Origin of the sequence: Streptomyces sp. NPDC014995, from assembly GCF_043080745.1 — a bacterium.
GTDB lineage: Bacteria > Actinomycetota > Actinomycetes > Streptomycetales > Streptomycetaceae > Streptomyces.
The window spans coordinates 73,476-86,245 of record NZ_JBIBVX010000023.1 but is presented as its reverse complement, the minus strand read 5'-3'; the positions used below and the strand labels follow the sequence as shown (position 1 = coordinate 86,245).

Genomic DNA, 12,770 nt, shown 5'->3' with positions numbered 1-12,770 from the left:
GGCGGGCCGGTCACTTCCTCTCGTAGGCGGCCATGGCGGCGCGGACGGCCGGGGAGAACAGCTCCGGGCCGACGGCGTCGGAGTGGGCGAGGCCCTCCGGGGTGAGCTTCAGGGTGGCCGGGTCGTCGTCGCTCAGCCAGCCGCGGTCGGCGAGGCGGGCGAGTTCGGGGCCGAAGTCGTCGGCAGGGGTGCTGCCGAAGCGGGCGCGGTAGTCGTCCGGGGCCAGGCCCTCGGCCTGGAGGAGGGACTGGAGGAGGTGACGGCGGCGGGTCTCGTCGGCGTCCATGGGGTGGCCGACCTCGGCGTGGGCGAAGTCGGCGGCCGGGCGGGAGACGTAGTCGTCGATGATCCCGCGGATCTCGTGCATGCCGACGGCGTAGTCGAAGGAGTAGTGCAGGTCCGCCGTGTAGGAGCGGGCGCCGCAGCCGAGGCCGATCATGCCGTCGGTCTGGCAGGCGTGGTCGTCCGCGCCGTGGGGCGGGGCGTCGGCGCGGCGGAACATGCGCATGGACCGCTGGGTGTAGCCGTGCGCGAGGAGGTGGTCGCGTCCGGCCCGGTACAGGCGCAGCCGCTGCTCGTCCCAGGCGGGGTCGGGGCCGGTGCGGCGGCGGTCGAGGCCGGTCAGGGGGCGGACGTAGAGGGGGTAGAGGTAGAGCTCCTCGGGGTGCCAGGCCAGGGCCGCGTCCAGGGAGTGCCGCCAGGTCTCCTCGGTCTGGCCGTCGATGCCGTAGATGAGGTCGATGTTGAGGACCGGGACGCGGGCGTCGCGGATGCGGGCGAGGGCCGCCTCGACGTCGGCGCGGCGCTGCGGGCGTACGGCGGCCCGGGCCTCCGAGTCGACGAAGCTCTGCACGCCCAGGCTCAGCCGGGTGGCGCCGCGGGCGGCGAGGACCGCGAGCCGGTCGGCGGTGGCGGTGGCCGGTGAGGCCTCGACCGACAGGGGGACGGCGCCCAGGTCCGCGCCCATGCGGTGTTCGGCGATGTCGCAGAGGCGCTCCAGTTCGGCGGCGGTGAGGAAGGTGGGGGTGCCGCCGCCGAAGGCCGCGGTGGCGAAGCGGACCTCGTCCCCCTCCCCCAGCGCCTCGCGGACGGCCGTCGCCTGGCGTTCCAGCGCGTCCAGGTAGGCGCCGGTGAGGCCGTCCGGGGCGCCGATGCGGGTGAAGAGGTTGCAGAAGCCGCAGCGGACCTCGCAGAACGGTATGTGCAGGTAGAGGGAGAGGGCGTCCTTGGGTTCGGCGGCCCACAGGTCCGTGAGCGCGGGCCGCTCCCGCAGGGCCCGGTAGGCGGTCTTGTGGGGGTAGGCGTAGACGTAGCTCTGGTAGGGGCTGGTGCGGGTGGTCCGGGGCGCGGTGGTCATCGGGCGGCCTCGGCGGGGTCGAGGAGGAAGTGGGCGTAGGGCACGGTCCAGACGGACTCGTGGCCGAGGCGGTGGCCGGTGTAGCCGCCGTCGCCGTAGGCGGTGCCGTGGTCGGAGCAGACGATGGCGAAGCAGCGGCGTCTGCTGCTCGCGGCGGCGAAGAGGCGTCCGATGTGCCGGTCGACGTACTCCAGGGCGGCGGCGTGGGTCTCCCGGGTGTCGCCGGCCTCGCGGGTGGCGCCGGGCAGGTGGAACCAGTTGGGCTGGTGCAGGGCGGACACGTTGACGAAGAGGAACAGCCGCTGTTCGGCGCGGAGTTCACGGACGACGCGTTCGGCGCGGGCCACCTGGTTCTCGAAGGAGGTGGGCGAGGTCACGCCGAACTCCGGTGCCCAGTGGGACTCGTGGAACAGGCCCGGCAGGACCGAGCCGAGAGCGCCCTGCTTGTTGAAGAAGCCGACTCCCCCGACGCACACGGTGTGGTAGCCCGCCTTCGCCAGTCCGGAGACGAGGTCGGGGGTGTCATAGACGAAGGTCCTGTCGGCGGTGGTCTCGCTGCCCGCGAAGCTCGCCGCGAACAGGCGCGGGTGGGGTCCCGGGGCGGCCGGGGTCGGCAGGAAGCCGGCGAAGATCGCCTGGTGGGAGGCGTAGGTGAAGCTGCCGGGGGCGTGTCGCCGCTCCCAGCGGCCGCCGGGCAGGTGGCGGGCGAGGTTCGGGGTGCGGCCGGCCTCGGCCAGCTCGGCGGCCACGTCGTGGCGCAGGGTGTCGAGTGTGACGAGGAGGAGGTCGTGGCTGCCCACGATCTCGTTCATGTCCGGCTCGCCCGGTGCCGTCGTGGTCGGTGGGAGCGGCTCAGGCGTCGGGGCGGGCGAGGGCATGGGTGGGTCCTGTTCTGTTTCCGTGCCGGTGGTGCGAGGGGGCGTGGGCGCGCAGGGCGGCGGCGACCTGGGTGGCGTAGGTGTCGAGGCCCTCGGCGCCGCTGCCGGGCAGGCCGGTGAGGCGGGGCAGCAGGTCGCCGAACGCGTTGACCTCGCCGACGGCGGCCGCGCGCCAGCCGATGGCCGGGAGCAGGTCGACGCCGACGCACAGGGTGCGGGGGAAGCAGGCCGCGGCCTGTTCGCACACGCCGAGCAGGTCGGCCCAGCGGGCGCCCGCCGCCTCGACGGCCTGCCGGGCGGTGTCGAGGTCGCCGCGGCTGCCGCCCAGGTGGAGGTTGGTCAGCGGGGTGCGGCTGGTGCGGACCACGGCGTGGGTGGCCCGGCCGGCCACGACGACGACTCTCAGGTCGGCGGCGCGGCCCTGCTGGGAGGCCTTCGGCAGCCAGCGTTCCAGGTGCAGTCCGTCCGGGGCGAGCGTGTCGACGATCGCCGCGATGTCCCGTTCGCGTTCGTAGCGGCGCACCTTGAGGGAGTTGAACAGGCGGCCGTCCGCGGCGAGTTCCACGGACGTGGTGGCCCTGATCCGTCCGGCGCCGCCCGACTCCACGGCGAGCACGCCCGACGCGGAGGAGCCGTGCGCGGGCTTGACGAACAGCCGGGGCATCCGGTGCTCGCGCATTAGGGCCCGTACGTCGTCCCAGCCGCGCACCGGCGCGGCCCGCGGCCCCGAGGTGGGCGAGGCGGGGACCGGTACGCCCGCCGCGTCGAGGACGGCGTGGCAGCGCCGTTTGTCGAAGAGCACGGCGAGGTCGTCCGGGTCGTCGAGCCGGATGCCGCCGCGCAGGCCCCGCAGGGCGGCGGTGAATGCGGCGTACCAGCGGGCCGAGCCCTCCACCCGGGTGGGGTCCCGGGTGCCGCGCAGCAGCCGGTCGACGTCCGCGTCCTCCCCGGGGGAGTCGACGCGGACGATCTCCTCCGCGCCGAACCCGGCTCCGCCGGCGCCGAGGACGTCCGTCCAGGAGATGACGCGCGGGCTCGGGAGTCCGGCCGCGCGCACCGCGTCCGCGAAGAGCGTGACCCGGCGGTTCCCGGGGTTGCCGACGACCGCGAAGCGTGGCCGGGAGGCGGGCAGGGCGTCCCGTCCCGGGGTGCCGGTGGTGCCGGCCGGGGGCGAGGTGACGGGTCGGTGCATGGGGACGGTCTTCACTCCCCCACGGCGACGTAACGCCACACCGTGCCGTCGTCGTCGTGGTCCTCGTCGGCGTCGTCGCGGTCGAGGTCCACCTCGACGCCGGCGGATTCCAGGGTCCGCCGGACGCGTTCCCGGAGGGGCTCGCTGAGGTAGTGGTGGTGCAGGTCGAGCTTCTTGAGGTGGGTGAGCGGCTGTCCGGCGAGGAGGGCGGTGGCGCCCTCGTCGGTCAGGACGCCCATGGACAGGTCCAGCACCTCCAGGCGGGCGACCACCGGGGCGGAGGCGACGGCGGCGGCGACGGCGTCCTGGATCTCGCTGTTGCGCAGGGCCAGGTGGCGCAGGCGCGGCAGGCGGGCGCCGGACAGGATGGGCTCCAGGTCGGCGGCCTCGCCGTCGCCGCCGTACTCGGGGGTGCCCAGCCACAGGTCGAGGTGCTCCAGTGCGGGCAGGTCGCTGGCGGCGACGCCCCGCAGGGCCTCCGCGGGCAGGCCTCCGGTCTCGATGGTCAGCCTGCGCAGGCCGGTGTGGCGCAGGGCGGGGAAGCGCAGGCCGGAGCCGCCGCGGACGCCGAACTCCTCCAGGCCGGGGAAGCCGGCCAGGAGGGGCGTGACGTCCGTCTGGTGGATCCAGGAGATCTCGCACTCCTCCCCGACCATGTCGCCGAGGAACAGCGCCCGCAGGGCGGGGAAGCGGTCCCGGGCGGCCAGCAGCGCCTCGATGACGGGGGTGGGGTCCGTGTCGTACGCCTCCTGCCAGGCGCCGACGATGAGGGCGCGCACGCGGGTGGTGTCGACGGCGGCGCAGAAGCGGGCGAAGGCCTGCGTCCAGTCCTCGTCGGCGTCGTACACGTCGCTGGTGATCCGCCAGGCGAAGGAGTCCGCCTCGGGCAGGTCGTCCGTGCGCGCACCGGGGCCGGGGAACGTGCGGGCGGGCAGCCGGTACAGCGCGTGGAGGTGGTCACCGATGGTCATGCGGCTGCTCCTGGGAGAGAACGGGTGCTTCCTGTGTGACCGCAGTTCTACCAACAGCCACTGACAACGCCCGGGGCCGGGGCGGCGGTCGGGCCGTTGTCGGTGGCGGCCCCTACTGTCGGCGACATGAGGCCGGTGCGCGGTGCGCCGGCGGAGGGGAGGGCTTCGTGTACCGGCAGGGAGACGTGCTGATCGTGCCCGTGGCCGAGGAGGCGGTGCCGCCGCATGTCGCCACCGCGCCGAGGGAGCCGCGTGACGGGCGCGGGCGGCTCGTGCTGGCGCTGGGCGAGGTCACCGGTCACGCCCACGCGGTGGTCGGGCCGGGGGAAATGGTGCGGGAGCCGGGGCCGTTCGGCCCGCTGCTGCTGCGTCTGCCGCAGGGCGGCCGGGTGGTCCACGAGGAGCACGCGGCGATCCCCCTTCCCCGGGGCTGGTACCGGGTGATCCGGCAGCGGGAGTACGTGCCGGGGTCCGTGCGGATCGTGGCGGACTGAGCGGGGTGGGGCAGAGGATGACGGAGGGGCGGATGACCGGGACGGACGAGCTGGTGGGGGCGGGCGCGGGGGGCGCGGTCGGCAACGGTGCGGGTTTCTGGCGCGCGTGCGCCGCGGCGGCCGTTCCCGCCGACCGGGCGCGCGCCGAGGCCGGTGTCCGCCGGGCCTACCGGCAGGCCGGTCTCAAGGAGCCGGAGCGGGTGGTGTGCTCCGGCTCGCCGCGCGCGGCGGTCGCGCTGATACGGGGTCTGCGGGACAGGGGTCCCAGCGTGCGCGAGGCGGTACGGACCGCGCCCTGGGCGCTCGAACGGCGGCGGCTGCACGAGGAGTTGGGCGCCGCGGGCTGGTCGGCGCACTGGGCGGCGACCGGCGGCCGGCTGTGGGAGTCCACGGAGGCGCTCGTCGAGCGGATCCGCCGGGGCGTGCTGGAGGGGTCGGCCGACGGCCGCGGCAACGAGGCGGAGATCCGGCTGCTCCTGCTGGACGCCGTGCTGGGCCAGCACGACGCCCCGTGGCTCGCCGCGTTCCCCACGGACGACGGTCCGCTCGCCGGACTGGCCGAGGTGTGCCGCAGCGCCGGCTGGTGGTGGCCGTTCGCCGGGGTGGCGGTCGTGAGCGAACGCCCCGTCGCCCTGCACCGCGACGAGGCGGGCCGGCTGGACCGCGGGGACGGCCCGGCGCTCGCCTACCCGGACGGCTTCGCCCTGCACGCCTGGCGGGGCATGCCGGTTCCGGCCGCCTTCCTCACGGAGCTGCGCGCGCTGACACCGGAGCGGATCCGCTCCGAGGAGAACGCCGAGTTGCGCCGCGTGATGCTGGAGCACTACGGCTACGAGCGCTATCTCGCCGACTCCGGGGCCCGTCCCCTCCACCGGGACGAGACGGGCACGCTGTGGCGGATCGACCTCGACGGTGACGAGCCGGTCGTGATGGTGGAGGTCCTCAACTCCACGCCGGAGCCGGACGGGAGCCGGCGCACGTACTGGCTGCGGGTCCCGCCGTCGACCCGGACGGCCCGGCAGGGCGTCGCGTGGACGTTCGGACTGCACCCGGAGGTGTACGCGCCGCTGCGGGAGACGTAGACGAGGGCGGGCGGGTGGCCTTGGAGGGCCGGCACTGCCCTCGGCCCGGTGGGGCCGCCCTCGGGGAGGTCGGGCCGTCAGCCGTCGGAGAGGCGGTTCAGCACGTCGGTGACCTGATGGCGGACGGCTTCGCGGGCCTGCGCGGGGAGCGCGGCGATGTCCGTCCGCTCCAGGGCGTCGAGGGTCCGTCCGCGTCCCGCGTCGCACGGGGCGCTCTCGCTGAGCACCTCGTAGCCGTCACGGACGGCCACGCGCAGCAGCCTGCGTCCGTCGTCGTCCGCGTGCACGGCGACGGCGACCACGAAGGGCGGCGGACCGCCCGCTTCGGCGGGCATCTTGCGGTAGCCGCTGATCAGGGGCTTCTGCCAGTGGATGCCGAGCATGAGGGGGCGCTTGGCGACGACTTCGGCGAGATCGGTCACGTGGACGCGGTCGGGCTCCAGCACCGTGGCCCGGGCGTCGAGGACGAGCGCGGCGGGCAGCAGGCAGCGCAGGGTGCTGCCGACGATGTTGCCGCCGACCGTGGCCGTCCGGCGCACGGCTCCCGTGCCCACCGTGGCGGCAGCCCGCCGCAGCACCTCCGGCACCGTGTCGTCGATCCGGTGGAGCACCACGGCCGCGCCGAGCGTCCCGCCCCCGATCACGTTGGCCTCGGGCACCTCCCGCAGGGACACGGCCAGTTCGGGAAAGCCATCCCGTTGCCAGGTCGCCCACACCAGGCTGGCGCCCCCGACCGGTACGGCCCCCTCAGCGAGGCACTCCTGCGCTTCGGATATGGAGGTGGGAAGACGCAACAACACGGCAACCGACCTGCCTTCCCTGGAAGTTGGCGGAAAGGAGACGACTCCCCCGCCATGTGATCACTGGCAGTCCGGCATTCTGCCCATGCCCGCGGGGGCGCGTACAGAGCGCACGAGGCCGCCGCCCGTGCGCCCCCGGTGTCCGAATTCCGTCGTGGGCGGCACCTTGCCCGGGCCCCTGACCCCAGTCCTGCGCCCTGCGCTCTACGCTCTGCGCTGTCTCAGTTCTCGAGTCGTGTCGGTTCTCTGAGCCGTGTCGGTTCTCTGAGTCGTGTCGGTTCTCTGGGCGGTCTCGGTTGTCCGGGCCGTCTCAGCCGCCGAGGGCGAGCCAGGGCTGCGGGTCGGTGTAGTAGCCGTCGTAGACGACCTCGAAGTGCAGGTGCGGGCCGGTGGACAGACCGGTCGAGCCGGCCCGGCCGACGAGGGTCCCGCCCTGCACGCTCTGTCCGACGGCGACGTCCAGGGCGGAGAGGTGGCTGTACGTCGTCTCCAGCCGTTTGCCGTCGATGGTGCCGTGGTCGATCACGACGCGGTTGCCGTACGCCTTCGTCGGGGCCGCGAAGACGACCCGGCCCTGGCGCGCGGCGAGGACCGGGGCTCCCTGGGGTGCGGCGAAGTCGACGCCGGTGTGGAGTTTGGTCACGCCGGTGAGGGGATGTTCGCGTGAGCCGTACGGGGAGGTGACGGTGAGGGTGGTCACGGGGGCGGCCAGGATCGCGTCCGCGGGGCCGCCGCCGCTCGGGGCCTCGCGGTCGAACGCCTCGTAACGCGGCAGCAGTTGCCTCACCTCCGCGAGGTAGGTCCGGGCCCCGGCGGGCACGCGTCCGGCCTCGGCCACCGCGTCCGTGCCGACCGCGTACGCCGCGAGGGTCAGGTCGACGAGGTCGCCGGTGACGGTGCCCTCGGTGCGCAGGTCCGTGACCTTCCCGGCGAGGGAGCAGTCCTGTCGGCCGAGCGCCATGATGGCGTCGGCCGGATCGCGCGGCGAGGCGGTCCCACTGCCGTCGTCGTCCTTGCCCCAGGTCCGCCACTCGGCGTCCGTGAAACCGGCGATGCCCTGTTCGCCGGAGGCGGTGCCGGTGTCGTCGCGCCAGCCGGACAGCTGGTCGATCTGGGCGGCGAGGACGGACGGGGTGACGACCGTGCAGGTCGCGACGGCCTTGCGCAGCCACGGCAGGTAGGTCTCGTTCACGCCGCTCGTCGCCTGCTGCTCGGTGTCCGCACCCGGGGTCCAGTCGGCAGGGAGGCCGCCCGTCAGGGCGAGGAAGCCGGCCACCGCGGAGAGCGTCAGCAGACCGGGCAGCACCAGCAGGGTGAAGGCTCCGGGGCCGCGCCGAGGGGTGCGTCGCGCGGCCGGCTCCGGCCGGGGCGGGACGGGCGTCGACCGGGCCGCGTCCGGCGGTTCCTCGGCGGTGCGCGTCTCGTGCGGTCGGGTCTCGAGGGCGCCGTCGTCGCTCACGCCACCGGCCGCCGCGGGGAGATGCTGTTGCTCACGAACGGACGCTAGCGCGGGGCGCGGTGGGCGTCATCGGACGCAGGGGCAGAGGGCGCTGCCCTCAGGGGCAGATCCGGCGCGTCCGCGCGGCTGGACGGCACCGGAACACCCGAGACATGACCGCCGGGCGCGACCGGAACACCGTAGGGCTGCCCGCCGGGCGCGACCGGAATACCGGACAGTTCACCGCCGGGCGCGACCGGACCCCCGTAAGGCCGACCCCAGTAAGGCCGACCCCAGTAAGGCCGACCCCAGTAAGGCCGACCCCCGTAAGGCCGACCGCCGTAAGGCCGACCGCCGTACGGCACCGGGAAGCCGGGGACGGGGCCGTAGGTGGCCGGCGGCCCGCCGGGTGTGCCCGGGAAGGGCGTGGGCGGCGGGACCGGTGGCGTTGCCCGGGTGGTCCGGGTCGGCGGGCGGCGGCGGGCGAGCCACAGGACGGCCGCCGCGTAGAGGGCGATGCCCGCCACGTCGAGGACCACGTACTGCCAGGGGGCGTCGGCGGCGGTGTCGTCGCTCCGGAGGCCGTCGACGACGGCGGCCGAGAGGCCGAAGGCGAACAGGTTGTTCACGGCGTGCAGCCCGATGGCCGCCTCCAGTCCCCCGGTGCGCACGGTCAGCCAGCCCGCCACCCCACCGAACACGACCAGGTCGGCGAAGCCCCACGGGGTGCCCCAGCCGTGGGCGGCGGCGAACAGGACCGCCTGCGGGACGATCGCCCACCAGGGCGAGCGGAGGAAGCCGCCCACGGCCTGGGTGAGCCAGCCGCGGAAGACGTACTCCTCCGCGGCCGACTGGAGCGGCACGAGGACGACCAGCACGGCCAGCGCGGGCGCGAAGGTCTCCCAGCCCGCCCACCGCGACGGCGGGCCGTCGTCCCCGGGCAGCAGGAACATCACCCCGGTGGTCAGGGCGAGGACGGGGAGGGCCACCAGCACGTACCAGCCCAGGAGCCGCCATCTCAGGCCGCCGGTCACGGACGAGACCGTGCCGGCCGGGCGGCGGCCGATCCAGCGCACCGCGAGCAGGACCACGGGGATGGCCACGGCGAGCATCAGCAGGTCGACGGCGGTGCCCGAGACGGGGCCGAACTCCACGGTGCCTTCGGGGGCCTCGGGGTAGCCCCTCGCGGATCCCAGGGCGTACAGGAGGACGTCGAGCAGGCCCACGACGAGCACGTACGCGACGGCCACGAAGAGGGTGCCGAGGACGGGGCGCCACCATCGGTGGCGCGCCGAGACGCGGGCCAGGCGGTGGTACGCCAGCGGCTCGGGGCGGTGCGGATCGCTTACGGGGGCGGGGGCAGGGGTCATGGCCGGCAGTGGGTGGGTCATGGCAGCAAGCCTCCCCGGCGGCCCGGCTCCCGGCGTCGGCCCCGGGCACGAACGGCGTCTCCATCGCAGGGTAGAGACCGGCCTCGTCCCGGGGACGGGTGCCGTGCGCCTCCGCCGCGTCCTACGCTCGTGGCGACATGGAGACGACACGGAACTGGCTGCTCCCCGCCCTGCTCGCGGCCGGACAGGCCGCCTGGCTGTGGCCCGGGACCGCCCTGGCCGGCGAGGAGGTGCCCGGGACGGCCCGCCTGGTCGCCGTGGTGGGCGCGCTGGTGGTGGAGACGGTGGCGCTGGGCCGTCGGCGACAGGCACCGGTACGGGCGCTGGCGTGGGCGCTGGGCGCCCTCGTGGTGGGCCAGGTGGCCTGGCAGGAAGGCCACTTGGGGCTGGGCGCGCTCATCGCGCTGTACTCCGTCGCGGTCCGCCGCCCGCTGCCGGTGACGCTGCGCGCGGTCGCCGCGGTCGTGGCCGCGGAGTGGCTTCTGTCCTTCGCCCACATGGGGTGGCGGCCCGCGCTCGCCTCGGAGTGGGCGGTGGGCGCGCTCGTGTACGTCGTCTGCGCGGGGCTCGGCGAGGGCCGGCGCCAGTGGCTCAAGGGCCGGTTGCGGGCGGCGCGCCGGCTGGCCGGGGCGGAGGAGACCCGGCGGCGGGCGGGCGACACCGAACGGCGGCGGCTGGCCCGCGAGTTGCACGATGTGAGCGCCCACCATCTGACGTCGGTCGTCATCACGGCCGACGCCGCGCGTCGGCTGGGCGGCAGCAGGCCCGCGATGGCCGCCGAGGCGCTGGCGTTCGCGGAGCGCACCGGCACGGAGACGCTGACGTCGCTGCGACGGCTCGTCGGGCTCATGCGGGACGCCGACCGTCCCGACCCGCGTCCGATGACCGCGCGCATCGAGGAACTGATCGCGGGATTCGGCCGGTTGGGGCGTCCGATCGCCGCCGAACTCCCCGACGACCTGGCCGGTCCGGCGGCGGAGGCGGTCCACGGGATCGTCCGCGAGGCCCTGACCAACGCCCTGCGGCACGCCCCGGGTGCCGCCGCGCGGGTGAGCGTGCGGCGCGGGGACGGCGTACTGGAGCTGACCGTGGACAACGCCGCCCCGCGCGGTCCGGTGCCGCACGCCGTGGGCGGGCTGGGGTCGGGACGCGGCATCGCCGGGATGAGGGAACGGGCGGCCGCGGCCGGCGGTGAGCTGACGGCCGGTCCCGGGCCGGGCGGGGGCTGGCGGGTGCGGGCGACGCTGCCGGACGGCACCGGGCCGTGGCAGCCGGCCGAGGCGGCGGACCGGCGTGACGTGCTGCGGGAGCAGCGGCTGACCGACCCCGCGCTGGTGTTCGCCGCGGTGGCCCTGCCCCTGGCGGTTGCGCTGGTGACCGCGGAGGAGTGGACGGGTGCGCGGCTGCGGGGCGCGGTGCCGGGCCTGCTCGTCGTGGCCGCGCTGCTGACCGTCCACGCGGTGCCGCTGCTGTGGCGCCGGCGTGCCCCGTGGGCCGTGTTCCTCGGTGTGCTGGGCACGGCGTGGCTGTGGCCCCTGACCGTCGCCCTGGCGTCCGTGCCGTCGCGGGTGTCCCAGTTCTTCGCGGGCGGCATGCTCGCGGAGCTGCTGGCGGTGTACGCGCTGGCGGTCTACGGCCGGGGCGCGGCCCGTACCTGGCCCGCGGTGGGCGCGGCGGCGGTGTCGCTCGCCGGGGTGCTCCTCGCGACGGCGGCCACGGACGGGGAGGTGGCGGGCGAGGGCTCCGTGTGGGTCGCCGTCGCGCTGATGTTCGTGCCGCTGTGCGTGTTGCTGGCCGTCGGGTTCGCCGCCGTGTGGGGTGCCGGGCTGGCGGTACGGCGCCGACGGCTGCGCGTCCTGGTCCACGAGGACTTCGCGCTGGCGAGTTCGCTGTGGCACGCGGAGCGGGCCGCGGACGCCGAACGGCTGCGGCTGGCGGCGAAGTTGCGCGACGCCGTGCTGGACCGCACGGCCGCCCTGGTCGAGCAGGCCCGGCGGGGACGGCTGGACGAGGTGGCCGCCGAGGCCCGGTCGGCCCTCGCCGCGATGCGTGAACTCCTGCACGGCCTGGGCGAGTCGGACGACCCCGGGCAGCGGCTCGCGCCGGCGCCCACGGTCGCGGACCTCGACGTGCTCTGCCGTGAGCTGCGCGCGGCCGGAAGGGACGTGACCCTGCGGGGCCTGCCGGAGGCCGCGCGGAACCTGCCCGCGTCGGTGGCGCTGTCGGCGTACCGGATCGTCGAGGCGGCCCTCGGCGCGGGCGACCGGGGACCCGCCCGGGTCACCCTGAAGCGACGCCGGGACGGCCTGCGGATCACGGTGACGGGTGTGCCGCTGGCCGTGACGGGGCCGGTCGCCGAACGGCTGCGGGTGCAGGCCGGCTCCGGACCGGGCCGTATCGCGTTCGAACAGGCCGGTATCGTGAGGGTGTCGCTGCCGGCCGGGCCGAGTCCGGCGCCCGTCCAGGAGGTGTCCCCGTCGCCGTACGCGTGATGGTCGTCGACGACCAGGCGGTGGTCCGTGCCGGATTCGCCGCCATCGTGGACGCCGAACCCGACCTGACCGTCGTCGGCGAGGCCGGTGACGGGGCGTCGGCGGTGTCGCTCGCCGCCACCGAGGCGCCCGATCTCGTGCTGATGGACATCCGCATGCCCGGCATGGACGGCCTCACCGCGACCCGTCTCGTCACCGCGCTCGAGAGCCGGCCGCGGGTGCTCGTCCTCACCACCTTCGACCTCGACGCGTACGTGTACGAGGCGTTGCGCGCCGGGGCGTCCGGGTTCCTGCTGAAGGACGCGCAGCCCGAGGACCTCCTGTCGGCGATCCGGGTCGTGGCCGCCGGGGAGGGCATCCTGGCCCCGACCGTCACCCGGCGTCTCATCGACACCTTCGCGCAGGGCGCCCCGCGGCCGCCGTCCGTCACGGGCGCGCTGTCCTCCCTCACGCCGCGCGAGGGGGAGGTGCTGCTGCACATCGCGTCGGGTCTGACGAACGCCGAGATCGCGGCCGCGCTCGGGGTGACCACGGGAACGGTGAAGACGCATGTGAACGCCCTGCTGTCCAAGCTGGGACTGCGGGACCGGGTGCAGGCCACGATCCTGGCGTACGAGTCCGGGCTGGTCAGGCCGCGCGGCACGCCGGGCGCGTAGGGCCGTCGGCGGGCCCTGG

11 protein-coding genes are annotated in these 12,770 nt (G+C 75.5%); 4 read left to right on the top strand and 7 right to left on the bottom strand.

All coding sequences use genetic code 11. From position 1 onward, the window contains the following. Positions 1-10: 10 nt before the first annotated feature. The 4 genes from ACF1A1_RS35500 to ACF1A1_RS35485 are packed head-to-tail and all read right to left on the bottom strand — an operon-like array spanning position 11 to position 4,398. The gene (locus ACF1A1_RS35500) at positions 11-1,357 is read right to left on the bottom strand and encodes an STM4012 family radical SAM protein (RefSeq protein ID WP_392005699.1); all 1,347 of its coding nucleotides are present in this window, start codon (positions 1,355-1,357) and stop codon (positions 11-13) included. Further along, positions 1,354-2,169 (bottom strand): STM4013/SEN3800 family hydrolase, encoded by an 816-nt coding sequence (locus tag ACF1A1_RS35495; protein ID WP_392005697.1) that lies wholly within the window; start codon positions 2,167-2,169, stop codon positions 1,354-1,356. Before ACF1A1_RS35495 ends, ACF1A1_RS35500 begins: the two co-directional genes overlap by 4 nt. A gap of 40 nt (positions 2,170-2,209) precedes the next feature. Further along, positions 2,210-3,427, bottom strand: coding sequence for an STM4014 family protein (locus ACF1A1_RS35490; protein ID WP_392005695.1), 1,218 nt, complete (start codon positions 3,425-3,427; stop codon positions 2,210-2,212). An 11-nt stretch (positions 3,428-3,438) separates the two neighbouring features. Beyond that, positions 3,439-4,398, bottom strand: a complete 960-nt coding sequence (locus ACF1A1_RS35485) for an STM4015 family protein (protein WP_392005693.1) — start codon at positions 4,396-4,398, stop codon at positions 3,439-3,441. Between the two features lie 167 nt (positions 4,399-4,565). On the opposite strand from ACF1A1_RS35485, the gene ACF1A1_RS35480 reads away from it, so the two are divergent. Continuing rightward, entirely contained in the window at positions 4,566-4,892 is a 327-nt protein-coding gene (locus ACF1A1_RS35480) for a hypothetical protein (protein WP_392005691.1), read from the top strand. A gap of 32 nt (positions 4,893-4,924) precedes the next feature. Continuing rightward, positions 4,925-5,974: a DUF6745 domain-containing protein gene (locus tag ACF1A1_RS35475; protein ID WP_392005689.1), complete on the top strand. Its 1,050-nt coding sequence runs from the start codon at positions 4,925-4,927 to the stop codon at positions 5,972-5,974. Between the two features lie 77 nt (positions 5,975-6,051). On the opposite strand, the gene ACF1A1_RS35470 is transcribed toward ACF1A1_RS35475, so the two are convergent. The 3 genes from ACF1A1_RS35470 to ACF1A1_RS35460 all read right to left on the bottom strand — a co-directional run bounded on the left by ACF1A1_RS35470 (position 6,052) and on the right by ACF1A1_RS35460 (position 9,603). Then, entirely contained in the window at positions 6,052-6,774 is a 723-nt protein-coding gene (locus ACF1A1_RS35470) for an FAD binding domain-containing protein (protein ID WP_392005687.1), read from the bottom strand. Between the two features lie 310 nt (positions 6,775-7,084). Beyond that, positions 7,085-8,233, bottom strand: coding sequence for a M23 family metallopeptidase (locus ACF1A1_RS35465; protein ID WP_392005685.1), 1,149 nt, complete (start codon positions 8,231-8,233; stop codon positions 7,085-7,087). Between the two features lie 44 nt (positions 8,234-8,277). Then, on the bottom strand, positions 8,278-9,603 hold the full coding sequence (locus ACF1A1_RS35460; RefSeq protein ID WP_392005683.1) for a CPBP family intramembrane glutamic endopeptidase: 1,326 nt from the start codon (positions 9,601-9,603) through the stop codon (positions 8,278-8,280). Between the two features lie 137 nt (positions 9,604-9,740). Here ACF1A1_RS35460 and ACF1A1_RS35455 point away from each other — a divergent pair, with 137 nt between their 5' ends. Continuing rightward, complete coding sequence (locus ACF1A1_RS35455) at positions 9,741-12,095, top strand: histidine kinase (protein WP_392005681.1); 2,355 nt, start codon at positions 9,741-9,743, stop codon at positions 12,093-12,095. Continuing rightward, positions 12,095-12,751, top strand: a complete 657-nt coding sequence (locus ACF1A1_RS35450) for a response regulator (protein WP_392005679.1) — start codon at positions 12,095-12,097, stop codon at positions 12,749-12,751. Before ACF1A1_RS35455 ends, ACF1A1_RS35450 begins: the two co-directional genes overlap by 1 nt. Positions 12,752-12,770 lie beyond the last annotated feature (19 nt).

Excerpts from the sequence above, each read along its gene's own strand:
- ACF1A1_RS35485 (WP_392005693.1), bottom strand. The coding sequence starts at position 4,398 with ATGACCATCGGTGACCACCTCCACGCGCTGTACCGGCTGCCCGCCCGC.
- ACF1A1_RS35460 (WP_392005683.1), bottom strand. The coding sequence starts at position 9,603 with ATGACCCACCCACTGCCGGCCATGACCCCTGCCCCCGCCCCCGTAAGC.
- ACF1A1_RS35450 (WP_392005679.1), top strand. The coding sequence starts at position 12,095 with ATGGTCGTCGACGACCAGGCGGTGGTCCGTGCCGGATTCGCCGCCATC.
- ACF1A1_RS35455 (WP_392005681.1), top strand. The coding sequence starts at position 9,741 with ATGGAGACGACACGGAACTGGCTGCTCCCCGCCCTGCTCGCGGCCGGA.
- ACF1A1_RS35490 (WP_392005695.1), bottom strand. The coding sequence starts at position 3,427 with ATGCACCGACCCGTCACCTCGCCCCCGGCCGGCACCACCGGCACCCCG.
- ACF1A1_RS35500 (WP_392005699.1), bottom strand. The coding sequence starts at position 1,357 with ATGACCACCGCGCCCCGGACCACCCGCACCAGCCCCTACCAGAGCTAC.
- ACF1A1_RS35495 (WP_392005697.1), bottom strand. The coding sequence starts at position 2,169 with ATGAACGAGATCGTGGGCAGCCACGACCTCCTCCTCGTCACACTCGAC.
- ACF1A1_RS35475 (WP_392005689.1), top strand. The coding sequence starts at position 4,925 with ATGACCGGGACGGACGAGCTGGTGGGGGCGGGCGCGGGGGGCGCGGTC.